Here is a 23809-nt window from a genome sequence, read left to right as displayed (position 1 = left end):
CCTATCCTCTTTCCAGTTCGATGGAACTTCCCATCACCGCGCGCCGCCGGGTTGGCGGCGTACGGAGTTCTTGTCGTTGCCCTGCGGTAACTCCATGCGGCACCGCAAGCTTCTGCAGGAGGCCGAACAACCCGTCAATGACCAGCGCAAGCACCATGATCACGATCGCGCTGCCGAGCATCTGGTCGAAACGGCGCAACGGAAGGCCCTGAAGAATGTCATACCCGAGACCGCCCAGGTTCACGTACGCCGCAAGGGTCACTGTTGCCACAACCTGCAGGGCACCGTTTCGCAGGCCGCCGATGAGCAGCGGCAGCCCGAGCGGGATCTCGACCTTCAGCAGGATCTGCCACTCGGTCATCCCGATCGCCCGCGCCGCGTCGATGGTGCTCCGGTCGATGGCCTGGATGCCGGAGTATGCACCGGCGAGGATGGACGGAATCGCCAGGAGCACGAACGCGACAACTGACGCGAAGGACACCTGCAACACCCCGAGCAGCAGGACGAGCAGCAGGATCAGGCCGAAGGACGGCAACGCCCGGGCAGCGCCGGAGATCCCGACCGCAATCTCGCGGCCCTTGCCGGTGTGACCGATGAGATAACCGAGCGGGATCGCGATGATGGCGGCGAACAGCACAGAGATCGCCGTGAAGAACAGGTGCTCGCCGATTCGCACGGTGAGGGCGCCCGAGCCCTCGAGGCGTTCCGGAGAGAACAGCCAGGCCAGGGCTTCGGCGAACAACTCCACGACTACACCCCCGCCGGTTCGCTGGTGCGGCGAAGGCGTGCACCATTGGTTCCCGCTCGCGTAGCGTCCGTTCGGGTCCACGGCATCACCAGGCGCCCGAGCAGCATGAGGGCGACGTCGAACAGCAGCGCGACGATGACGGTCATCACGACTCCGGCAGCAATTTCTTCCATGATTCGCCGCTGGAATCCATTGGTGAACAGGTACCCGAGGCTCTGCACCCCGATCAGGATGCCGACGGTCACCAGGCTCACCGTGCTCACCGCGGTCACCCTCAGGCCCGCCAGGATGACAGGACCGGCCAGCGGCAGCTCTACCGCCCAGAACCGCCGCCAGGCCGAGTAACCGAGGGCTGTGGCCGACTGCCGGACGTCTTCTTCGACCGAGTCCAGCGCATCCGCCACCGAGCGGGACATGATCGCCACCGCGTAGACGGTCAGGGCGATGGTCACGTTCAGTTCACTCAATGCGCTTATTCCGAGTATCGGCGGGAGCAGGATGAACAGCGCGAGAGACGGGATCGTGTACAGCAGGCCGGCCAGGGTCAGCACCAGCCCCTTGGTCAGCGCGAAACGATAGGCGAGCCACCCGAGCGGCAGGGAGATGACCAACCCGAGCACGATGGGCGAGATGCTGAGCCGAACGTGCTCGAGCGTGAGCCCGCCGATGAGCCCGAGATTGTCCAGGACCCAGTTCACTCGTTCGCCGTCTCCACCAGAACGCCGGCCGGCCTGCCGTCCGAGTCGACGAGAACATCCCGCCCATCGGTGCGGCGGATGCTGAGGGCGCGCTTTCCACGGTCGGCGCCGATGAAGGTGGCGACGAAGTCGTTCGCGGGCTCGGCCATGATCTCTGCCGGCGTGCCTCGCTGGGCGATCCCGGCACCCTTCTGCAGGATCACGATCTGGTGCCCGAGCAGGAAAGCCTCGTCGATGTCGTGGGTCACGAAGACGATCGTCTTGTCGAGTTCGCGCTGAAGCCGCAGCAACTCCTGCTGCAGATCGGCGCGCACGATCGGGTCGACCGCCCCGAATGGCTCGTCCATCAGCAGGATGTTCGGATCGACGGCGAGGCCACGGGCCACCCCCACCCGCTGCTGTTGTCCGCCGGAGAGTTGACTGGGATACCGGTCGGCGAGGTCGCGAGACAGCCCGACGGTGTCGAGAAGTTCGAGTGCGCGCTCGTTCGCCTGCTTGCGGGGCACCCCTTCGAGCCGCGGAACGGTTGCGACGTTGTCGATCACCTTGCGGTGCGGGAGAAGGCCGGAGTTCTGCATGACGTAGCCGATGCGGCGCCGCAACGTCACCGGGTTGAGGGTTGCCACGTCTTCGCCGTCGATCTCGATGGCGCCGCCGCTCGGCTCCACCATGCGGTTGATCATTCTCAGGATGGTCGTCTTGCCACAGCCGGATGAGCCGACCAGCACCGTGGTCTTGCGAGAGGGTATGACCAGGCTGAAGTCGTCAACAGCCGTTGTGCCATCAGGGAACGTCTTCGAGACGTTGCGAAATTCGATCATTCGGTCGGCTCCCTTATCTCGAGGACACAGGCCTGGTGCTGCGACGCGGGTTGACTTACCCCTTGCGTCAACACTAAACGTGGGCCCTGTCATTCCCGAAGGCCGCCGACTCGTCGCCGGGCGTCAAACACCGGGCGTCAGACACTGGCCATCAGGCATTCACGCGCCAGCCGGGCGCCCGACGCCTCAGTCGGGAGCGCCGAGCTCTTCGATCAGGTAGCCGCGCGCAACAGACTTCGCTGCGGCGCTGAACTCCGTATTGGCGGAGCCCGCCGCGAACGAGCGCGCCAGCAGGGCATCCGCCATGGTCATGGCGACTTCGATGGTGAAGGCGAGATTTGCGGCCTTGAGTTCGAAACGCGATGCCAGCGCACCGGCGATCGCGTCGGCAACGACAGCGCTGTTGGTCGTCGAACCTTCATCCGTTCGCAGGTCGATGACATCTCCGAACCGCAACGAGCGGAAGCCGCTCTTGTTACGGAACGCCTCGTGCAGCAGTTCGAGGGCGGCGTCCATCGCCTGCAACCAGTCGGAGTGCGACTCGTTGCGAAGGGTCGCGGTCACCTCGTCGATGAAAACAGCCGTGGCGCGAACGCTGAGGCTCTGGAGCACCGCGATGCGGTCGGGGAAATAGCGGTACACCGTGCCGATGGATGCGCCGGCACGCTCGGCGACCATGGCGGTGGTCAGGCGCTCGAATCCGATCTCGTCGATGACCTCGGCGGCCGCGTCGAGCAGCCTGGTGAGTCGCGCCGTACTCCGCGCCTGCACCGGCTCATTTCGGAGCTTCGAGGTGATAGCCGGCTGTGAATCGCCGGTATTTTGCTGCGCCAATGAGACTCCCTCTGAGTAGATCATCTCGAATTGTACAGTCCGTGACCTGCGCCGAACATGAGTGTTTTGAGCATTAACGATTTGTCTCGGCAAACTGTCAGAATGCCTTCCCGAGCGGCCCGTGGACGCACCTGTCAACCGGAGCATGAAAGACTGGCGCGATGGAGAGCACGCCGGGTGGGACTCACGAGAACCGGAGTCCGATGAAGGCGAACGCGCCGGCCAAGGTAAAGCTCCACCTCGGTGCCCGCATCGACGACGCCGTCCATGAGTTCCGGGAATTGATCGCCAGACGGCGTGGACACCAGCCGGTCGTCGTGCCGTACACCGGCTACGGAGCCCCAGGTTGGGTGCGCATCATGTGCCGCGTGCTGCTGGACAAGCCGCGGAAGCCGTCGGAGAAGTCCGCGAAGAAGATCCGCGGCTGGCGCAGCTTCGCCACCGTGCCCCTCGATGACGTCGAGGTGACCATCGTCGCCGGCGACGTCGAGCATTCCGTCATGACCGACCGCGGTGGCCTGGTGGACACCGTCATGCGCGTGGACCTCGCCCCCGGATGGCACACCGTGACCATCCAGACCGCCGGCTCCGAGCAGGTTGAAGCCCCGGTGTTCATTGTCGACCCCGCTGCACGGCTCGGCCTCATCTCAGATGTCGATGACACCGTGATGGTGACCGCACTCCCCCGGCCGTTGCTCGCCGCCTGGAACACCTTCGTTCTCGATGAGCACGCGCGCCGGCCGGTACCGGGAATGGCGGTGCTCTACGAGCGGCTGTTGCAATTGAGCCCCGGCGCGCCGGTGTTCTACCTGTCGACCGGCGCCTGGAATGTTGCCCCCACCCTGACACGCTTCCTGGAGCGGCACCTGTACCCGAGCGGGCCGCTGCTCCTCACCGATTGGGGTCCGACCCACGATCGTTGGTTCCGCAGCGGGCGAGACCACAAGGCCAGCACCCTCGAGCGCCTGGCCACCGAGTTCCCGGATATCAAGTGGTTGCTGGTCGGGGACGACGGGCAGCACGACGAAGAGCTGTACGGCCAATTCGCCGATGAGCACGCTGAGCGCATCAGGGCGATCGCGATCAGGCAATTGTCGACCAGCGAGGCTGTGCTGGCCGGTGGCCGCAGCAGGGACGACGAGAAGCACCGGCCCAATTCGGTTCCCTGGGTCTACGCACCTCATGGGGCGGGGCTCGCCGACCAGTTGACCGACCTCGGCGTCCTCGGTGACTGACGACGTGCCATTAGCGATGGGCCATTAGCGACGGCGATTAGTGACCAGCAGCAAGCGATGCTGCAATCGGCTAGCGTGGTTGGTGAGCGGCCTTGTCCGCATGACTTCCAGGAGACCCCCATTGATCGAACCCGGCACCATGCTGCGCCACGAACCTGCGGTGCGCAACCTACAGGTCACCGCCGTCCGCGAACTGAGCCCCGGTTACCTGAGGATCACCCTCAGCGGCGACGAGCTGACCGGATTCGTTACGGCTGGGCCGACTGACCACAGCAAGCTTTTCTTCCCCGACCCGGCGACCGGAACCATCACCGCACCACAATTGGTGGAGGGGCGGATGCAGCGGCCGGAGACGGGAACCGTCACGGTGCGGGACTTCACGCCTCGCGAGTTCAGGGACGGGGATACCCCCGAAGTCGATTTCGACTTCTTCCTGCACGGTGAGGGTCCCGCATCCGCCTGGGCCGCTGCGGCCGCCGTCGGAGACCCGATCGTCATCGCCGGACCTCGCGGTTCCCGCATGCCGCCATCCGGGATCTCCCAGGTGATCCTGGCCGCCGATGAAACCGCGCTGCCCGCGCTGGCCAGGTGGATCGAGGCCCTGCCGGAGGAGGTTGAGATCGTGGCGTTCGCCACCGTCTCCAACGAGTCGGACGCCGCCTACCTGGAGCCGGCACACGTCAACCGCGCCCGCGTGGTCTGGATCGACAAGCATCCGGATGCTCTCGAGAGGGCCTTCCGCGCGTACGGGCCAATCTCGGACGACACCTACGTCTGGGCGGCAGGAGAGGCAGCCTCGCTCATCCCGATACGCCGCTACCTTCGCCGGGAACTCGGCCTCCCGACCGCCCAGGTGAAAGTGGATGGCTACTGGAAGCGCGGCGAAGCCGGGCGCGATCATCACGCTCCGGTCGATCCGGCGGATCCGGAAGACTAGCCAAGTCGCCGGCAGGGCCGGTTACTGGGCCCACTCTGCTGGGCCGGTCGTTCCCGCCGCATAGTGGTCAAGGGGCACTGCGTTGTCACTCCACGCGGCCAGGGCCGGGGCGACGATTCGCCAGCACTGCTCGACGGCATCCGCCCGAACCGACAGGGTCGGGTCGGCGCTCAGGATGCCGTGGAGCACTTCGGCGTACGGTCCAAGCGTTCCGGCGCCGAACGTCGCCGTCAGTGTGGATCGGTCGAGCACGAACGGGTCGCCGGCGCCATTCATCATGACATCGAGGGCAATCTCGTCAGGGCTCAGGGAGATGCGAAGCTCCACCGGGCCTTCTCGCCCGGACAGGCCACTGGGGAGGTGCGGAACATCGCGGAATTTCACGACAACTTCCTTCTTCAGGTCGGACAATGCCTTTCCTGACCGCAACAGGATGGGCACCCCCGCCCACCGCCAGTTCTCGACCTCGACGGTGAGTTCGGCGAGGGTCTCGGTGGTGCTGCCCTGCCGGATGCCCGGCTCGTCGACATACGCGGGGATGGCCCGGTCGCCCAGCTTGCCTGCGGTGTACTGTGCCCGGCGGCTGTGCACAGCGGGGTCGCGGACTTCGGTCGCTCGCAAGACCTGCGCCATCGCCCCGCGCAGGTCGTCGGCATTAACACTCGACGGCGGCTCCATCGTCACCAGCGCCATCACCAGCAGCAGGTGGCTCTGGATCATGTCGACGAGTGCGCCGGCGCCGTCGTAGTAACCCGCGCGGCCCTCCAGTGCGAGCTGTTCGTCGAAGATGATCTCGATCCGCTCGATGTTGTCGCGATTCCACACCTGTTCGAAGATGCGGTTCGCGAAGCGCAGGCCCAGTAGGTTGAGCACCGTCGACTTGCCGAGGAAATGGTCAACCCGGTGCACCTGGTTCTCGGGGACCAGCCGCAGCAGCTGCCGGTTGAGTGACTCGGCGCTGGGCAGGTCGGATCCGAACGGCTTCTCCAACGCCAGCACAATGCCCTCGGGGAGGTCCGCCTTCTCCAGGGCGGCACATGCGGCAATGGTGACGGTGGGCGGAAGGGCGAAGTAGAGCGCAGGAATGCCCGTGCAGGCAGCCAGGATGCGTTCCAGCTCGCCGGAATCCGTCACATCCGCCTGCAGGTAGACCGACCCTTGCAGGACCTTGTCAACCCGAGCGCCCTCTGCGCCGCCGGCCGCGAAGGAGCCCGCCACTCGGGAGCGCCACTGCTCATCCGTCATCGGGTCCTGTCCGACGCCGATGAGCTGGAAGGAGTGGCCGCGGCCGCTCGCCAGCAATTGACCGACCCCGGGAAGCAGCAATCTCTGGCTGAGGTCTCCCCCGGCACCCAATATGACCAGTGCTCCGATTGGTTCCGTCATTCACAACACACTAGGTGGAAGGATGGAGCGATGGCGTTGAACATCGAAGATTATGCATTGATCGGCGACTGCCACACCGGTGCCCTCGTCGGAAACGACGGGAGCATCGACTGGCTCTGCTTCCCCCGGTTCGACTCGGCCTCCATGTTCGGCGCCCTCCTGGGCACCGAAGACCACGGCCGCTGGTTGCTCGCTCCGGCCGAGGAGGTGACCGAGACCTCTAGGCGCTATGACGGCAACACCTTCATTCTGCTCACCAGGTGGGTGACCCCGACTGGCGAAGTCGAGGTGACCGATTTCATGCCGGTCGGGGATCGACGGGCCAACGTCGTACGGCGCGTGCGCGGGGTGAGCGGCACTGTCGACATGCACCAGGAACTGCGCATCCGCTTCGGCTATGCGGATGCGCTGCCGTGGATCAGGCAGGTACCGGCTGCCGGTCGCCACGCGATCATCGCTGCCGCCGGTCCCGACGCCGCGGTAGTGCGCGGCCAGCACCTGACCGCCCATGGTCAGTCCCACGTGAGCGACTTCACTGTCTCAGAGGGTGAAGTGATGGACCTCACGATGACCTGGTACCCCTCCCACCGCGCAGTGCCGGAGCCCCCGGATGTCGATGCCGGCATCCGCAACACCAGGAAGTGGTGGGAGGACTGGGCCTCACAGACCGATTGCAGCGGCACTTACGGGACGTTGGTCCAGCGGTCACTCCTGGTGCTGCGCGCGCTCACGCACGAGGACACCGGCGGGATCGCAGCCGCGGCGACCACGAGCCTCCCGGAGCATTGGGGTGGGGTGCGCAATTGGGACTACCGCTTCGTCTGGCTTCGCGATGCATCCGCCACCATGGAGGTGCTGCTCAGCCGCGGGTTCACCGGGGAGATCGAAACCTGGCGGGGCTGGCTGCTGCGGGCCATCGCCGGCGACCCGGCCGACATCCAGATCATGTACGGCCTGGGCGGCGAACGCGAACTCCTCGAAGTCACCATCGACAGCCTGCCGGGATACGGGGGCGCTGCGCCGGTGCGCAAGGGCAACGGAGCATTCACCCAATACCAGGGCGACGTCTTCGGCTCGACCATGATCGCCCTGCAGAAGGCGCGCGAGGTCGGGGTGGAGGAGGGCCGATTCTCCTGGCCGCTCCAGCGGGCGATCATGAGTTACGTCGAGGAGAACTGGCAGCGCGCCGACCACAGCCTGTGGGAGATTCGCGGGCCGTTGCGCCATTTCACCCACTCCCGGGCGATGATCTGGGCCGCATTCGACTGCGCGATTCGAGGGGTGCGCGATTACGGGCTCGATGGGCCGGCCGACCACTGGGAAAAGCTGCGCGACCAGGTACGCGACGAGATCGAGGAGAAGGGGTTCGACAGCGAACGCGGAACCTATACGCAGTACTACGGGAGCACCGGTGTCGACGCGGCCCTGCTGCACCTGGCACAGATCGGCTACCTGGAACACAATGACCCGCGGATGCTCGGAACGGTTGCCGCGATCGAGGAAGAGTTGCTGCACAATGGTCTGCTGATGCGCTACCGCACCGAGTTGGGTGTCGACGGGCTGCCGCCCGGCGAGCATCCGTTCCTCGCCTGCTCCTTCTGGCTGGTGGAGCAGTACGCATTGAGCGGTCGGCTTCAGGATGCGCAGACGCTGATGGACCGGCTCGTCGGGTTCGGAAACGATGTCGGACTCTTCTCGGAGGAGTACGACACCGAGCAGGAACGCCACGTGGGCAACACGCCTCAGGCCCTCACCCACCTGGCGTTGGTGCGGGCGTGCGGCGCCATCCAGTACGCGGCGGGCGCGAAGGATCGCACGGAGCTCGCGACGGTGTCGAAGCGCAGGCAGGGATGACGAAGTCCGCCCGGCGCCTGCTGGGACGGATGCGCTTGCACAGCCAGCTGGTGTGGCCCACCCGCTCCGACCTGGGCTCCGCGGTTGACGTCGTCCGCTGGATGACGGCCGTGCAGGCGCAGGACTTCCTCGGGGCGAAGTGGTCGATCGGGCTACGGCTGCCCGGGTCGACTGACGCGATCGTCGAGGCTGCCCTGGCCGACCGCAGCGTGGTGCGCTCCTGGCCGCTGCGGGGAACGCTCCACTTCGTGGCGGCCGAAGACCTGCACTGGATGCTGTCGCTCACCAGGGAGCGGATGATCAAGCGGTCGGCCACCAACTTCAGCAACGAGGGGTTGACCGCTGCTGTACTCGACCGGGCCACCGATGCTGCACGTGGGTCGCTGACCGGGGGCCGGATTCTCACCAGGGATGAGCTCTACGACCTCCTGGCGGGTGCCGGTGTGTCCACGGAAGGTCAGGCGCGCTACCACGCCCTCTGGTACCTGTGCCAGACCGGCCTCTTGTGCCTGGGTCCGCCGAGCGGAAAGACCCAGACGTTCGTTCTGCTCGACGAGTGGGTGACCGAGCCTCGCCGGCTCGATCACGATGAGGCCCTGGGCGAGCTCGCGCTGCGCTACTTCCTCAGCCACGGACCGGCCACCGATCGAGATTTCGCCTGGTGGTCGTCCCTGACCTTGACCCAGGCGCGGAAAGGCCTGGCAACGGCCAGCACCCAGCTGCGACACCTGGAACTGGATGGTGTGGACTACTACCTCTCCCCCGACCTACCGGAGAAGCCGCCAGCATCCGCTGCCCGATTGCTGCCCGGATTCGATGAGTACCTGCTCGGCTACACGGACCGGAGCGCCGCCCTGGCCGAAGAGCACTCGCCGCTGGTCTTTCCCGGCAAGAACGGAATGTTCCTGTCAACCATGGTGATCGACGGGGCCGTGGCCGGCACCTGGAGACGGACGACGACTGCGAAGGCGGTCACCGCCGAATTCCGTCCATTCGAACCACTGACCGCCAGGGAATCCGCTTCCGTGCAGGCTGCGGCGCAGGAATACGCGAACTTCATCGGTTTGGAACTCCGCGCGCCTGCTTGACCGCCCCGATTCTCCACTGGTACCGTTGATCTGCTGCCCACAGGTCCCCCAAACTGCGGACAAGCATGTGACCCGCACTGTGACCCACCCGAGAACACGCTTACCCCACCGAAAGCACCCCCGATGCTTGCGCTACCCGCTCTCGCAGTTCCCGCTGCGCCCGACGCGACACCTGCCGCGTGGCTGCTGGCTGCCGTCGTGGCGGTCGCCATCCTGGTGCTGGTGAGTATCGCCCTCGACCTGCGCAAGCTTCGGCGCGCATCACGTCTTCGTGCTATTCACGGGGTGCTTGGTGCCGCGTTCTCGATGATCGTCGTCGGCGGCGCGCTGGCAATGAGCATGGCACTCGGCTCCGCTTCGACAGCAACGGCCGGTCCGGGCGATGCGCCGGTCGCCGGCTACGAGGAGCCGGTTGCCGTACCTGAACAGCTCGACACGAGTGACGTGACCGATCCGTCGACCGACATCCAGCTGCCGACGCTCAGTCTCGACTGACCAGCCAGAACCGGCTGACCCCGCGGGACGCCCCGCTTGCCGACTACTGTGGGCGGATGCGAGTGCTCAGCAATGTGCGCGGGACCTCCCGTAGTCCGCTGCTCCAGGTTTTCAAGACCTCAGTCGCTGTGGTCGCCGCCTGGCTCCTCTCCAACATGCTGCTCGCCCAGCCACTGCCGATCTTCGCGGCCATCGCAGCCCTCCTCGTGGTGCAGCCGAGCGTCAACCAGTCGCTGGCCAAGGGTGTCGAGCGAAGCCTGGGCGTCATCCTCGGAGTGATACTGGCCTACGGTGCCGGGATGGTGTTCGGCCAATCCACCTGGATTGTCCTCACCATTGTCGTCGTCTCACTGTTGCTCGCCTGGGCGCTTCGCCTGACCCCGGGCTCGGCCAACCAGATTCCGATCAGTGCCATGCTGGTGCTCGCAATCGGTGGTGCCCAGAACTCCGAGTACGCGATCGAGCGGGTCGTGGAGACGCTGATCGGTTGCATCGTCGGCCTGCTCATCAACATGCTCATCGTGCCGCCGGTGCTCAGCGCACCCGCACATCACGCGGTCGTGCGGCTCGCCACGTTGATAGCGGCGACGCTGGATGCGCTGTCCAACACCTTGAAGAAGCCCCAAACGGCCGCAGAGTTGGCAACGATGCTGGAGAACGCTCGCGCACTGCGTCCATTGCAACGCCAGGCGCAGGCCGCCATCACCAGCGCAGAGGAAAGCCTGCTGCTGAATCCGCGCAAGGGGGCGCACCGCCAGTCGATAGAACGGGACCGAGTCCTGATGGGCAAGCTGGCGATCCTGGTGACCAGGGTTCTGGGACTCGCCCGCGCCGTGCACGACCGTTACGACGAAGACCTTCCGAACGAGCCTATGGTGCGCTCGATCGCCCAGGAGCTCTCGCGAGCGGCGCACGACCTTCGGCTACTGGCTGACCGGCGAACCGTGGATGACGGTACGGACCCCTCCGGGGACGAGGTTCCGGCGCTGACCGCACCGCTTGTCATTGCTGTCCCCCACCCGGAACACTGGATCCTGATCGGGTCACTGATGGAAGACATCCGCCGGGTGCGCGAGGAGATCACCGGCAGTTCAGACGGTTAGGGCTGATGGCCCGCCGGCACCGGGAACCAGTTGAGGCTGGCGAAGTCCTCGAGGGTCAGTTGGAAGGTCTCGGCTTCGCGCGCGACCAGTGCGCGCACCTCGGTGGTATCCGATCCCTCGCGCACGAGCACGTCGATACCTTCAGCAGGCGATCGTCCCGTGCCGTGCTTGACCACGATCACGTTTCCGTCGTCACTGGCACCGCGCACCGTCCAGCGACGGGCGTTCGGGCGCCGGAGTGCCACCGTGCGCGTCACAAAACTGTCTCCACTCCAGACGGAGCGCGAACGCACGACGCGATCCTTGCCCTCGCTGGTCGCAAACTCCACCTGCTCCCCCAGGGCCAGCGGCCGGGTCGAGCTCAGGCTCAACTCCACGACCGGGTTCAGGCGTTCACCACTCAGCCAGTGGAGGAGGTTGGAGGCGCGGATTCGCCACCGGCCGGGCAGGATCTCCGCCAGGTTGCTCGGTGTCGGCTCGATTCCCATGGCGCCCACGTTACCGAGCCAAGCTGAACGCGCATGTGCGACGTGCCGGGTGAAGACCGACTCAGTCCGTGAACGTCGCGGGGGCCTACTATGTGCACATGTCGACAGCCATTGCGCTGGCCAGGGCCACCCACCCCGGTCCGACTGTCAGCGTCACGATCGTTGCGCTCCTCATCGGCGTAGCGGCCGACCTGTCGCTGCTTCGACTCGTCATTCTCGCAGTTGTCATCCTCACCAACCAGGCGTCGATAGGGCTGTCGAATGACTGGCTGGATGCAGAGCGCGACCGCACCAGTGGGCGGCGTGACAAGCCGATTCCGCTCGGCCTGGTCCGGGTGGAGACCGTACGAGCCTGGGCTGTCGGCACGGCGATGGCATCGGTTGCCGTTTCGATCGTGCTCGGTCCGTCGGCGACCATCGCTAACGTGGCCTTCCTCGCATCCGCCTGGGGCTACAACCTCGGCCTGAAGGCCACCCCATATTCCGTCTTGCCGTACCTGGTGAGCTTCGGCCTGCTGCCCACTATCGTGACGCTGTCGCGTGAGGAAGCCGCGCCGGCTGCGTGGTGGGCGATGGGCATGGGTGCCCTGCTGGGCGCTGCTGCTCACTTCGCCAATGTGTTGCCCGATTTCGACGACGATCGGCGCACCCGCATCCGTGGCCTGCCCCATCGCCTGGGGCGTGCGGCATCCGGGATCGTGATCGCTGTGGCGTTGGTCGGTGCCTCCGTCTTGGCCGTAGTGGGGTGGAGCGACGACGCCCGCTGGTTTGCCTGGGTCGGTCTCGGGCTGACCGCCGCCATCGCAGTGGTGTGCGCGATACTGCTGAGCCGACGACCGCCGACCCGCCTGCTGTTCCGCCTGATCATCCTTGCCGCGCTGGGGAACGTCGCGCTGCTCGTGGTGTCAGGCGACAGCCTTCTCGCCTGACGGCTCAGTTTCCGGCTGCAGGTTGCGGATGCCGGCCCACGAGATCAGACCACCCAGGATGAGCAGCGCAGCGGTCGCAATCAGCCCGCGGTGTAAACCGGCCAGGTCCAGTTCGTAGCCGACGATGATGCCGAGGGCGGCGATCGCAACCAGGCCCGCAACTCGTGCGACCGCGTTGTTGATGGCTGAGCCGATGCCGGCCTGCTTGTCGTCGATCGCCCCGAGGATCGCGGAGGTGAGCGGCGCCACCGTGATGGCGAGCCCGAGGCCGAAGATCAGCACCCCGGGAAGGAGCTGCGTCCAGTAGTTGACTTCGGAAGTCACCGTGAGCATCAACAGGGTTCCAATGCCGGCGACGATCGGACCGATCGTCATGAACAGTCGCGGGCCGTGCTTGGCTGCCAGGGCGCCGAAACGCGACGAGAGCAGCATGAGGATGATCGTCTCGGGAAGCAGCGCCAGCCCGGCGAGGGTAGCCGCGTATCCGCCGACCTGCTGCAGGAACACGGTGATCAGGAAGCCGCTGAGCGACAGGGCTGCATAGATGGCGACCGTGGCCAGGTTGCCCATGCCGAAGTTGCGCACCGTGAACAGCTCGAGCGGCATCATCGGCTGGCGGGCAACACGCTGTCGCCAGAGGAAGGCTGCGAAGGCCACCAGTCCGATGATCAGCGGGATGTAGATGATGGGGTTGCCCCAGCCGAAGTTGCCCTGCTCGATGAGCGCGAACACCGGTGCACCGACGCCGATCACGGCGAGCACGGCTCCGAGGAAGTCGACTCGCACACCCACCCGGCGGACATCCTTCTGTTTCAGGATGATGAGCAACCAGATCGTCACGGCAATGGGGAGGATGTTGATAGCGAACACCAGGCGCCACGACATGAGGTCGACGAACAGACCGCCGATCAGTGGCCCGACGATGAAGGCGGCACTGGTCCAGGCAGTCCATTGGCCGATCGCCTTGCCTTGGGCGACGCCACGGAACGTCGACATGATCAGGGCGAGCGAACTGGGGACCAGCAGGGCACCGCCGATGCCCTGGAGTCCGCGCGCGATGATGAGGATTTCGGCGTTCGGTGCGATGGCGCAGAGCACGGATGCGACGCCGAAGCCGATCAGGCCCCAGCGCAGGATCGCGATGCGGCCGAACAGGTCGGATAGTGACCCGGCCACCAGGATGAGGGCGCCCAGGGTGATCAGGTAGGCGTCGACCACCCACTGCTGCGTGCTGAGCCCACCGCCCAGCTCTTCGCTGATTGCCGGGAGTGCGACCGTGATGACTGATCCGTCGAGGAAGGCGACGAACGAGCCCAGGATCGCGATGATGAGCACCAGCCGCTGATTCCGTTCCATCCCGCTATTGTCTACCCTCTTGGGCTAATTTCCGACGGCCGTCACTCGCACCACTGCCTGGCCTTCGGCGTTCGACTCGGCGAGGTCCACCGTCGCGCTGATTCCCCAGTCGTGGTCGCCGGCCGGGTCGGCGAAGATCTGGCGCACCGTCCACTCGCCGACTCCCTGCTCGATGATCAGCATCTTGGAACTGCGGGCATCCGCGTCTGTAGCCAGGTAGTCGTGTTCCGCGTAGTAGGCGTCCATGGCATCCGCCCACGCGTCCGCGGTGAATCCGGATGCGGCATCCAGCTCTCCGAGGTCGTCGTACTTTTCCAGCGCAGCCAGTTGCACTCGGCGGAACAGCTCGTTGCGCACCAGGATCATGAACGCCCGCGGGTTGGAGGTCAGCTTGTGGGGAGGCGGTGGCAATACGGTCTGACCCGGCTGTGACGCAGCCAGGTCCGCCGGGTTGACCAGTTGCTCCCACTCGTCGAGCAGGCTGGAGTCGACCTGCCGAACCAGCTCCCCCAGCCACTCGATGATGTCGCGCAGTTCATCGGTCTTCAGCTCGTCGGGGATGGTCTGCCGAGCCGCCCGGTAGGCGTCCGAGAAGTAGCGCAGCACCAGGCCTTCTGAGCGGTTCAGCTTGTAGAAGCCGATGAAGTCGTTGAACGTCATCGCCCGCTCGTACAGGTCGCGCACGACCGACTTCGGGCTCAGTTCGAAATCGCCGACCCAGGGCTGGGATGCCCGGTAGGTGGCGAAAGCAGCGTCGAGCAGTTCCTCGAGTGGTTTGGGGTGGGTGACGCTCTCGAGCAGTTCCATCCGCTGGTCGTACTCGATGCCGTCCGCCTTCATCGCCGCGACCGCTTCGCCACGAGCCATGTGCTGCTGGGCGGAGAGCACCGGGCGCGGGTCGTCGAGGGTCGCTTCCAGGACGGAGATCACGTCGAGCGAGAAGCCCGGGCCATGTTCGTCGCCCTCCGCCGGGCTGATCAGGTCGAAGACGGCGAGGGCGAACGGGGAGAGCGGCTGGTTCAAGGCGAAGTTGGGCTGGAGGTCGACGGTGAGGCGGATGCCGCCATCCACCTCCTCGACCACGCCGGCAGTGCGCAGGGTGCGGTAGATGGCCAGTGCCTGCCGCAGCAACTGGAGTTGCTGCTTGCGCGACTCGTGGTTGTCCTCGAGCAGGGCGCGCACCGCGGTGAAGACGTCGCCACCGCGGGCGATCATGTTCAGCAGCATGGCGTGGTTCACCCGCAGGTGGGAGGTGAGCCGCTCCGGTTCCGCCTCCATCAGGCGGGTGAAACTCGGTTCACCCCAGGAGACGAAGCCCTCCGGCGCCCGCTTGCGCACCAGCTTCTTCAGCTTCTTCGGGTCGTCCCCGGCCTTCGCCACGGCCTTCGCGTTCTCGGTCTCGTGTTCCGGAGCCTGGGCGATGACCGTCCCCGCCGTGTCGTAGCCTGCCCGGCCTGCCCGGCCCGCGATCTGGTGGAACTCCCGGGCGCTGAGCTGGCGCATCCGGGTTCCGTCGAACTTGGTGAGCGCGGTGAGCAGCACGGTGCGAATGGGCACGTTGATGCCGACCCCCAGGGTGTCGGTTCCGCAGATGACGCGCAGCAGTCCCTGCTGGGCGAGTTGCTCCACCAGGCGGCGGTACTTGGGAAGCATTCCGGCGTGGTGCACTCCGATGCCCGAGCGGATGAGCCGCGACAGCGTGCGTCCGAAGTTGGTGGTGAAGCGGAAGTCGCCGATGGCATCCGCGATCTCATCCCGCTGCGCCCGGGTGGCGACGTTGATGCTCGTGAGCGCCTGCGCACGCTCGAGGGCGGCCAGCTGCGAGAAGTGCACGATGTAGATGGGCGACTGGCCGGTCGCAAGCAGGTCTTCGACGGTCTCATGCACCGGGGTCAGCGCGTACTCGAAGCTCAGCGGTACCGGGCGCTCGACGCCGGTCACGACCGTGGTCTCGCGCTCCGTGCGGCGGGTGAGGTCGTCGGCCAGCCAGCCCACGTCGCCCAGGGTCGCCGACATCAGGATGAACTGCACCTTCGGCAGGGTGAGCAGTGGCACCTGCCACGCCCAGCCGCGCTCCGGGTCGGCGTAGAAGTGGAACTCGTCCATCACCACCTGGTCGACCGGGGTTTCCGACCCGTGCCTGAGGGCCAGGTTGGCCAGGATCTCCGCGGTGCAGCAGATGATCGGGGCATCCGCATTGACGCTGGAATCCCCCGTCACCATGCCGACGTTCTCGGCGCCGAACACCTCGACCAGGGCGAAGAACTTCTCGGAGACCAACGCCTTGATCGGTGCTGTGTAGAACGACCTCTTGCCCTCGGCCAGGGCGGCGAAATGCGCGGCGATGGCCACCAGGGACTTCCCGGTGCCGGTGGGCGTGCTCAGGATGACGTTGGCGCCGGAGACCAGCTCGATGACCGCTTCCTCCTGGGCCGGGTAGAGGATGAAACCTTCGTTCGTGGACCACTCGACGAACGCGCTGTAGACGGCATCCGGGTCGCCGGCCAGGGCGCGGTCGAGGCGTGGAATCTGCACGCTTAACCGTTGCACATCCGACCGGCGCTCAACTGCCAGTTGGGTTCTATGCTGGAAAACGCCACCACAACGCGAGGACGCGAACATGACAGGCAACGATCACTGGGTGCGTGCTGCACTGGCGGGTGTCGCAGCCGTCAGCGGCGGTTTAGGCGCAGCAGAACTCATCGCAGCACTGGCGATCCCGGGCGCGAGCCCGTTGTTGGCGGTCGGCTCGTTCGTGATCGACCTCGTCCCACCATGGGTCAAAGACCTGGCCATCTCTCTTTTCGGTACCGCGGACAAGATCGCGCTTCTTCTCATTCTGGGAGTGCTCCTCGCGCTGCTGGCGGCGGCCGCCGGTCTGGTAGAACAACGGAAGCCTCCGCTGGGGCGGTGGCTGGCCGTGATGGTCGGTCTGATCGGGGTGCTGGCAGCCGCAACCAGGGCGAATTCCGGTGTCCTGACGGTTCTACCGTCGATCGTGGCCGCCGCCGTCGCGGTCATCGCACTGGGCTTCCTCATGCGGCAGCTTCGGGAACAGCCGGCCGAGGGCGCGGCGGATGGCTCCCGTCGCCGCTTCCTGATCGTCGCGGGCACCACGACCGCACTGGGGATCCTTGCGACCGTCGGCGGCCGGATCCTCTCCGCCGGCACGCAGACCCTGGAAGCCGCGCGCTCACTGTTCACGCTCCCCACCCCCGCAGTCTCTGCACCGCCGATCCCGGCCGAAGCGTCACTCGACGTCCCTGGCGTCGTACCGCTCATCACCCCCAATGCGAATTTCTACCGAATCGACACGGCCCTGCTGGTCCCGCGGGTGGAACCGAAGGACTGGAACCTGCGGATCACCGGGATGGTCGAGAACGACGTCACGCTGTCGTTCGACGAACTCATAGCGCTCCCGCTGGAGGAGAGCACCACCACGCTGGCCTGCGTCTCCAACTACGTCGGCGGGGACCTGATCGGCACCGCAACCTGGCTCGGCTACCCGATCCGTCACCTGCTCGCCAGGGCTGGGCCGAGTCCCGACGCCGACATGGTGCTGTCGAGAAGCATCGACGGATTCACGGCCAGCACACCGCTGACCGCCCTGACCGACGATCGGAACGCCATCCTGGCCGTCGGCATGAACGGTGAACCGCTACCGCTGGAACACGGCTACCCGGTGCGCATGGTCGTTCCAGGGCTGTATGGCTACGTCTCCGCCACCAAATGGGTCACCGAGCTACGCGTCACCTGCTTCGCCCGAGAGGTCGCCTACTGGACCCAGCGCGGCTGGAGCGAGCGCGGGCCCATCAAGCTGTCATCCCGGATCGACGTTCCCAGGCAATCCCAAACCCTCGGTGCGGGAACCGTCGTGGTCGCCGGCGTCGCCTGGTCACCCCACGTCGGCATCTCGAGCGTGCAGGTGCGGATCGATGACGGACCGTTCAATGATGCCGAGCTCGCCGAGGCGATTTCGATCGACACCTGGCGGCAATGGGCGTTTGCCTGGCGCGCGACGCCCGGCGAGCATCGGCTGAGCGTGCGTGCGGTCGATGCGGCCGGAAAAGTTCAAGTCTCCAGGCAAGCAGACGTGGTGCCGGATGGCGCGACCGGGCTGCACAGCATCGGTGTGACCATCTCCTGACCGAGCCCGCGACTCAGCCGTCGTGTCGCACGGAGACCCGCGCGTATTGCGCCAACACGTAGTCCCAGAAGCCGTCGACGTCGAGCTCCACCGCGACGGAGGCGTTGGGGATGGCTGAGCGGAAGTCGGTGACCGTCATGCCTGCGGTCCACTTGCCTTCAGTTTCCACCTCGACCCGTGCCGGGACCGTGGTGAACAGGTCGGGTCGGCTGACGTACGCCACGGCGCAGACGTCGTGCACGGCCTGACCTCCCCAATTCGGGTCTTGCGGGTCGTTCCAGAATGTCGCCAGCGGCACCACCAGGTCGCGTCCCAGCTTGCCGAGCTCGAGCATCCGCTGCTTGATGGTGTCGGTGACCATGGCCTGGAGGGTGAGGTCGAGGCCGACCATGACGGTGTTCCAGTCGGCGGCGAAGACTTCCGCTGCGGCCTCGGGGTCGGCGTAGATGTTGAACTCGGCGGCCGGAGTGGTGTTGCCGCGCGTGTAGGAGCCGCCCATGATGACGAAAGACGCCGCCCACTCGGCAATGCGCGGCTCTTGACGGAGGGCGAGCGCGACATTGGTCATCGGGCCGACAGCGACCAGGTGGATCTCGCCCGGCGCATCCTTCAGCGTGTTGATGATCAGGTCGGCGGCGTGGGCGCCGTCCAGGGGAAGCTCGGCCTTCGGAAGGATGACGTCGCCGAGCCCGCCGGCGCCGTGCACTTCAGCCGCGTTCTTAGCTTCCCGAACCAGCGGTCCGGCAGCGCCCGCGGCGACCGGAACTCCGGTGAAGCCGAGGTACTCGCGAAGCTCCAGGGCGTTCCGTGTGGTGTTCTCGAGGGCGACATTGCCGCCGACGGTGGTGACCGCGACCAGCTCGAGGTTCGGGTCGCCGTGCGCGAGCACCAGCGCGAGGGCGTCATCGAGGCCCGGGTCACAGTCGAGCAGGAGTTTCGTGACGGTCATCCCCCCAGCTTATGGCCGGTCAGGAGCCGGTAGAATCGGCCTAATGACCGCCGAAGCATCCTCCCCTCAGCAGTTCGACGGCGGAATCGACCCGCACGACCTCGACGTGACCCTGCGCGTGCTCGCATCGCTGAACGACCTCGACGAGGAGCACCCCGATTTCATCACGGTGCGCCAGGCCACTGCGCGCATGTTCAAATCGGTGAAGCAGAATCGCCGGCTGGAGAAGCGTGCGCTGATCGCCGAGGCCGACCGTGCGGTCGTGGCCGCAACCGCGACCGGTGCTGCCGACCGCATTGATGACGAGACCCGAGGCATCCCGCTGCAGGCGGGAACGGATGCCCCCACCGCCGGCACGCTGCAGAAGTCGCGGGCCTGCTACATCTGCAAGCAGCACTACACGCGGGTCGACGCGTTCTACCACCAGCTGTGCCCGGACTGCGCCGCCTTCAGCCATGCCAAGCGGGATGCGCGCACCGACCTGGCCGGCAAGCGCGCCCTGCTGACCGGCGGCCGGGCGAAGATCGGGATGTACATCGCGCTGCGGCTGCTGCGCGACGGCGCCCACACCACCATCACCACGCGGTTCCCGCGCGATGCGGTGCGCCGGTTCTCCGGCCTTCCGGACTCAGCCGAGTGGCTGCACCGGTTGCGGGTGGTCGGCATCGACCTGCGCGACCCGGCCCAGGTCATCGGCCTCGCCGACTCGGTTGCCGAACAGGGGCCGCTCGACATCCTCATCAACAATGCCGCCCAGACGGTGCGGCGCTCCCCCGGCGCCTACAGTGCCCTGGTCGACGCCGAGCTGGCGCCGCTGCCCGACGGCCCGAAGCCGGAACTGATCACCTTCGGTCATACCAACGACGCGCATCCGCTGGCGATTGCTGCTTCGGTGGCATCGCATCCGCTGCTCGCGCGCACAGCGCAGACAGCCGAACAGTTGACCGAGGCCGCCATGGCAGCGGGATCTTCGTCGCTGGAGCGGCTGGCTGCGGGAACCGCCATCGACGCCGGTGGGCTGATCCCCGACCACCACGACGTGAACAGCTGGACCCAGCACGTGCACGAGGTTGAACCGCTGGAGATGCTGGAAGTGCAGCTGGCCAACACCACTGCGCCGTTCCTGCTGATCAGCCGGCTGCGGCCGGCGATGGCTGCCGCCTCGGCCAGGCGCAAGTACGTGGTGAACGTCTCCGCGATGGAGGGCCAGTTCTCCCGGCGTTACAAGGGTCCAGGGCATCCGCACACCAATATGGCCAAGGCCGCGCTCAACATGCTCACCCGCACCAGTGCCGGCGAGATGCTGGAGACGGATGGCATCCTGATGACCGCGGTCGACACCGGCTGGATCACGGATGAGCGCCCGCACCCGACCAAGGTGCGCCTGGCCGAGGAGGGCTTCCACGCCCCGCTCGACCTCGTCGACGGCGCGGCGAGGGTCTACGACCCGATCGTGCGCGGGGAGGCTGGCGAGGACCTGTTCGGTGTCTTCCTGAAGGACTACAAGCCGGGCGCCTGGTAGGTCAGCCGGCCGCGGGAGCGCCTACAGCTGCGCCGGCCAGACTCGAAGCGCCGAGGTCTTCGTAGAAACGAGCGTGAGCGCGCGCGAAGATCTCAAGCGAGAAACGTTGCTCCACCCTGCGCCGGACCGTGGAACGATTCAGGCTGCCGACCTCGTGAATGGCGGCAACGGCATCCGCTGCCCGCTCTCGCAGCATTCCGGTCCGTCCATCCTCGATGATCTCCGGGGCCGCACCCCGCGGAGTGGCGATGACCGGTGTTCCCGTCGCCATCGCTTCGATCATCACCATCCCGAACGGCTCCGGCCACTGGATCGGGTTCAGCAGGGCGAGCGCAGATCCCAGCAGGGCGTACTTCTCGACTCGGTTCAGCTCACCGAGGTATTCGACGTCGCCACCCAGCATCGGGGCGATGACGCTGCTGAAGTAGTCCCACTCTCTCGGCTCGCGCATCTTTGCCGCAATCTTGAGGGGGACCCCGCTGTTCCGGGCGATCAGGATCGCCTCACGAACGCCCTTGGCCGGAGTCATGCGGCCGAGGAATGCGAGATAGCCCCCGGCGCCGTCGCCCGGCCTAATCGCCGTGACATCGATCCCATGGTGGATCACCCGATTGATGCGCACCCCGGCGGCGGTGCTTGCCTGGTGCTGCGAGATGGCGACGATCGCGACATCCGGCGGCAACGAACCGTACAGCCGGCGCATCTCTCGGGTGAAGGGACCGTGCACGGTCGTGACATTCGGCACACCGCGCGGCCGACCACCGTACCCCGGCCCGCAGAGGGTGTGGTCGTGCACCACGTCCACCCCGGCGTGACGGCACGCAGCATACGCGAGCACGACATGGTGTCGTTCGCTCTCCACATCCCCGATCGGTCTCGGAGCGCACCGCTCCGTCGCGGCGATCCGGCTGACCGCGCAGGTACTTCCGGCGCCAGCTGCGAGAAGGACGTCGTGACCGAGACCGTGGAGTCCGCGAGCGAGTCCGTCGACCACTTCTTCGATGCCGCCGTAGGCGGGAGGCGGCACCGGAATCCACGGCGGGGCAATGATGCCGATACGCATGTCAGCTCCTCGGTGAGGCGCCGTGAGGGACGGCGTAGCTGAGCGGTCGTGGTGTACGGTGAACAACAATGCCCTCCGGAAGGCCGCTGATCTGCGCCTCTGTTCCGGCTATGTCGACGGACAACCGGGCACCTGACAGCGGCAGGTTCCGCACCGATATGCTGAACCCCTCAGGGAAAACGGGGGCCAGCCACAACTCGCCTTCCGGCATGCTCGGGTCGAAGCGGCACAGGCTCCGCATCAGCTGAATCGGTGTGGCCGACGCCCACGCCTGCGGGGAACAGGACGTGGGGTACGGCACCGGTTCCGGATAGTCGGCGCGGTCGAAACCGCAGAACAGCTCGGGCAAACGTCCGTCGAAATGCTCGGCTGCATCCAGAATCCCGGACGCGACTGTGTTGGCCTCATCAATGAAGCCGTACCGCGCCAATCCGGTGACGATCATGGCGTTGTCGTGGGGCCAGACCGATCCATTGTGATAGCTCACCGGGTTGTACGCGCCCATCGTCGACGCGAGGGTACGGATGCCCCACCCGCTGAACATTTCGGGCGACAACAGCCTGTCGACGACCATGGGCGCCTTGTCCTCGTCGATGATGCCGCTCCAGAGACAATGCCCGATGTTGGAGGCGCAGGCATCCACCGGCTGCTTGTCCCGGTCGAGCGCAATGGCGAAGCAGCCTTGTTCGGGCATCCAGAAGCGATCATTGAACTGCTCCTTGAGCGTCGCCGCCCGCGACTCCCACTGCTGTGCCGCGTCCTCGTCGCCGGCGTCCCTGGCCAGGTAGGCGCGCGACAGATAGGCGCTGTACACGTAGCCCTGCACTTCGCAGAGGGCGATCGGAGGCACGGCGAGGGTTCCGTCGGCGAAGTTGATGCCGTCCCAGGAGTCTTTCCAGCCCTGGTTCAGCAGGCCCTGCTCGTTCAGCCGCTCATACTCGACAAATCCATCGCCGTCGCTGTCGCCGTAGTCGCGTATCCAGTCCAGGGCAGAGTCGGCGGCAGGAAGAAGTGCCGCCACATCCGTGTCGCGCTGCCCCCAGCGGCGCAGTTCGGCCAGCGCAACCACGAAGAGCGGCGTCGCGTCCACTGAGCCGTAGTAGACGCTCTCGCCGCCGAGCGACAGTCCGACCGTGACTCCGAGCCGTACTTCGTGGAGAATTCGGCCCGGTTGTTCCTCGGTGAGCTCATTCACGTCAGTGCCCTGATAGTCGGCAAGGGTCTGCAGGGTTCCCAGCGCCAGCGACGGGTCGACTGGGAGTGCCATATACGACGTCAACAGCGAGTCTCGGCCGAACAACGCCATGAACCACGGTGCTCCTGCCGCCACCACGTCTCGGTCGGGTCTGTCCGGGTCGGAAATGCGGAGGGCACCGAGGTCGAACTGGCTCCGTTCCAGCGTCCTCGTCAGGGCGGGGTCGCTCGCCATCGGAACCGGCACCGCCTCGCCCCAAGCGCGGAAGCGCTGGGCGGCAGCGCTCTGTCCCACCGGCAGGTGGCTGTGAAATCCCGATCCCATGGCCTGGCCGTCGATCTTGGGGGTCACGATTATCGTGGTGCTCCAGCTGCTGCGCGCCGGGACGATGAGGTCGTAGTGCAGCGTCTGACCGTCGATGATCGCGTCGGCGGCGAGGATCTCCAGGCCACGCTGGTGGCCGCGCCATTGCGACTCGATCTGCAGGCCCGTACTCGTGGCCACGGTGACGCTGTCCCAGTGGTGAACGACCTTGCCACCCTTGACCTCGAACAGGTCGGCGAAGTCCGCCTCCACCTGCAGGTCGATCCTGCAGTCGATGGCGGTGGCGGAGAAGTTGCGGATAACCAGGTCTTCCCGCATTCCGGCTCCGACCAGGCGCGAACGTTCCACTACCAACGGGGTGTCGGCCCGGTGGGAGTTGCGCACCACTCGGCCGATGAACTTCGCGCGATAGGGTTCCGGGATGACCGCAGTGAGAGATTCGATCGGGTTCCCGTTGACGGTCATCAACCACCCCGAGATGAACCTGGTGTCCTGGAAATAGGCGCCGTGGTGGCCACCGGGAAGTATGTCACCGCTCGTCGAACTCACCGAGAAGGATGAGCCCTCCACGATGGTCGTATTTCCTGTCGCTGCCGCTCGTGCAGCGTTGTCCTCGTTCCAGCCAGACACGCCTGCC

At 66.2% G+C, this 23809-nt stretch carries 20 protein-coding genes; 9 read left to right on the top strand and 11 right to left on the bottom strand.

Annotated features, from left to right (window positions below):
• Position 1 precedes the first annotated feature (1 nt).
• The 4 genes from ACX3O0_RS03455 to ACX3O0_RS03440 form a co-directional block, all read right to left on the bottom strand.
• On the bottom strand, positions 2-748 hold the full coding sequence (locus ACX3O0_RS03455) for an ABC transporter permease (protein WP_459106808.1): 747 nt from the start codon (positions 746-748) through the stop codon (positions 2-4).
• Positions 749-750: 2 nt separating this feature from the next.
• Positions 751-1446 (bottom strand): ABC transporter permease, encoded by a 696-nt coding sequence (locus tag ACX3O0_RS03450; protein ID WP_459091008.1) that lies wholly within the window; start codon positions 1444-1446, stop codon positions 751-753.
• Positions 1443-2267, bottom strand: a complete 825-nt coding sequence (locus tag ACX3O0_RS03445) for an ABC transporter ATP-binding protein (RefSeq protein WP_459091006.1) — start codon at positions 2265-2267, stop codon at positions 1443-1445. The genes ACX3O0_RS03450 and ACX3O0_RS03445 overlap by 4 nt, the downstream gene beginning before the upstream one ends.
• A 186-nt stretch (positions 2268-2453) precedes the next feature.
• Positions 2454-3125 (bottom strand): TetR/AcrR family transcriptional regulator, encoded by a 672-nt coding sequence (locus tag ACX3O0_RS03440; RefSeq protein ID WP_459091004.1) that lies wholly within the window; start codon positions 3123-3125, stop codon positions 2454-2456.
• A 137-nt stretch (positions 3126-3262) separates the two neighbouring features.
• Between ACX3O0_RS03440 and ACX3O0_RS03435 the strand changes: the two genes are divergently transcribed.
• Complete coding sequence (locus tag ACX3O0_RS03435) at positions 3263-4336, top strand: App1 family protein (protein ID WP_459091002.1); 1074 nt, start codon at positions 3263-3265, stop codon at positions 4334-4336.
• 121 nt (positions 4337-4457) lie between these two features.
• The gene (locus tag ACX3O0_RS03430) at positions 4458-5273 is read left to right on the top strand and encodes a siderophore-interacting protein (protein ID WP_459091000.1); all 816 of its coding nucleotides are present in this window, start codon (positions 4458-4460) and stop codon (positions 5271-5273) included.
• A 21-nt stretch (positions 5274-5294) separates the two neighbouring features.
• Here ACX3O0_RS03430 and ACX3O0_RS03425 read toward each other — a convergent pair whose 3' ends face one another.
• The gene (locus ACX3O0_RS03425) at positions 5295-6659 is read right to left on the bottom strand and encodes a glucose-6-phosphate dehydrogenase (protein ID WP_459090998.1); all 1365 of its coding nucleotides are present in this window, start codon (positions 6657-6659) and stop codon (positions 5295-5297) included.
• Between ACX3O0_RS03425 and ACX3O0_RS03420 the strand changes: the two genes are divergently transcribed.
• The 4 genes from ACX3O0_RS03420 (at position 6552) to ACX3O0_RS03405 (ending at position 11199) form a co-directional block, all read left to right on the top strand.
• Positions 6552-8513, top strand: coding sequence for a glycoside hydrolase family 15 protein (locus ACX3O0_RS03420; protein ID WP_459106807.1), 1962 nt, complete (start codon positions 6552-6554; stop codon positions 8511-8513). The genes ACX3O0_RS03425 and ACX3O0_RS03420 overlap by 108 nt on opposite strands.
• Positions 8510-9601, top strand: a complete 1092-nt coding sequence (locus tag ACX3O0_RS03415) for a winged helix DNA-binding domain-containing protein (protein ID WP_459090994.1) — start codon at positions 8510-8512, stop codon at positions 9599-9601. The genes ACX3O0_RS03420 and ACX3O0_RS03415 overlap by 4 nt, the downstream gene beginning before the upstream one ends.
• A 123-nt stretch (positions 9602-9724) precedes the next feature.
• Positions 9725-10096: a hypothetical protein gene (locus ACX3O0_RS03410; RefSeq protein WP_459090992.1), complete on the top strand. Its 372-nt coding sequence runs from the start codon at positions 9725-9727 to the stop codon at positions 10094-10096.
• A 56-nt stretch (positions 10097-10152) separates the two neighbouring features.
• On the top strand, positions 10153-11199 hold the full coding sequence (locus ACX3O0_RS03405) for an FUSC family protein (protein ID WP_459090990.1): 1047 nt from the start codon (positions 10153-10155) through the stop codon (positions 11197-11199).
• Here ACX3O0_RS03405 and ACX3O0_RS03400 read toward each other — a convergent pair.
• Positions 11196-11687: a hypothetical protein gene (locus ACX3O0_RS03400; protein WP_459090988.1), complete on the bottom strand. Its 492-nt coding sequence runs from the start codon at positions 11685-11687 to the stop codon at positions 11196-11198. The genes ACX3O0_RS03405 and ACX3O0_RS03400 overlap by 4 nt on opposite strands.
• Before the next feature lie 98 nt (positions 11688-11785).
• Here ACX3O0_RS03400 and ACX3O0_RS03395 point away from each other — a divergent pair, with 98 nt between their 5' ends.
• Positions 11786-12616: a UbiA family prenyltransferase gene (locus ACX3O0_RS03395; protein ID WP_459106806.1), complete on the top strand. Its 831-nt coding sequence runs from the start codon at positions 11786-11788 to the stop codon at positions 12614-12616.
• Here the strand turns inward: ACX3O0_RS03395 and ACX3O0_RS03390 are convergent.
• Positions 12593-13972 carry a DHA2 family efflux MFS transporter permease subunit gene (locus ACX3O0_RS03390; protein ID WP_459090984.1) on the bottom strand — a complete coding sequence of 460 codons (1380 nt, stop codon included), beginning with the start codon at positions 13970-13972 and terminating at the stop codon, positions 12593-12595. The genes ACX3O0_RS03395 and ACX3O0_RS03390 overlap by 24 nt on opposite strands.
• Positions 13973-13996: 24 nt before the next feature.
• On the bottom strand, positions 13997-16507 hold the full coding sequence (locus tag ACX3O0_RS03385) for a DEAD/DEAH box helicase (RefSeq protein WP_459090982.1): 2511 nt from the start codon (positions 16505-16507) through the stop codon (positions 13997-13999).
• A gap of 85 nt (positions 16508-16592) precedes the next feature.
• Here ACX3O0_RS03385 and ACX3O0_RS03380 point away from each other — a divergent pair, with 85 nt between their 5' ends.
• Positions 16593-18119: a molybdopterin-dependent oxidoreductase gene (locus ACX3O0_RS03380; protein ID WP_459106805.1), complete on the top strand. Its 1527-nt coding sequence runs from the start codon at positions 16593-16595 to the stop codon at positions 18117-18119.
• A gap of 13 nt (positions 18120-18132) precedes the next feature.
• Here the strand turns inward: ACX3O0_RS03380 and ACX3O0_RS03375 are convergent, their stop codons facing one another.
• The gene (locus ACX3O0_RS03375) at positions 18133-19068 is read right to left on the bottom strand and encodes a nucleoside hydrolase (protein WP_459090978.1); all 936 of its coding nucleotides are present in this window, start codon (positions 19066-19068) and stop codon (positions 18133-18135) included.
• Positions 19069-19111: 43 nt separating this feature from the next.
• On the opposite strand from ACX3O0_RS03375, the gene ACX3O0_RS03370 reads away from it, so the two are divergent.
• Positions 19112-20590 carry an SDR family NAD(P)-dependent oxidoreductase gene (locus tag ACX3O0_RS03370; protein ID WP_459090976.1) on the top strand — a complete coding sequence of 493 codons (1479 nt, stop codon included), beginning with the start codon at positions 19112-19114 and terminating at the stop codon, positions 20588-20590.
• A 1-nt stretch (position 20591) separates the two neighbouring features.
• On the opposite strand, the gene ACX3O0_RS03365 is transcribed toward ACX3O0_RS03370, so the two are convergent.
• Entirely contained in the window at positions 20592-21653 is a 1062-nt protein-coding gene (locus ACX3O0_RS03365; protein WP_459090973.1) for a glycosyltransferase, read from the bottom strand.
• 1 nt (position 21654) lies between these two features.
• On the bottom strand, positions 21655-23802 hold the full coding sequence (locus ACX3O0_RS03360) for an amylo-alpha-1,6-glucosidase (protein WP_459106804.1): 2148 nt from the start codon (positions 23800-23802) through the stop codon (positions 21655-21657).
• Positions 23803-23809 lie beyond the last annotated feature (7 nt).

Source organism: Homoserinimonas sp. A447, assembly GCF_054489325.1.
Note: the sequence above shows the minus strand (reverse complement) of the source record. Positions and strands in the feature narration are given on the sequence as shown.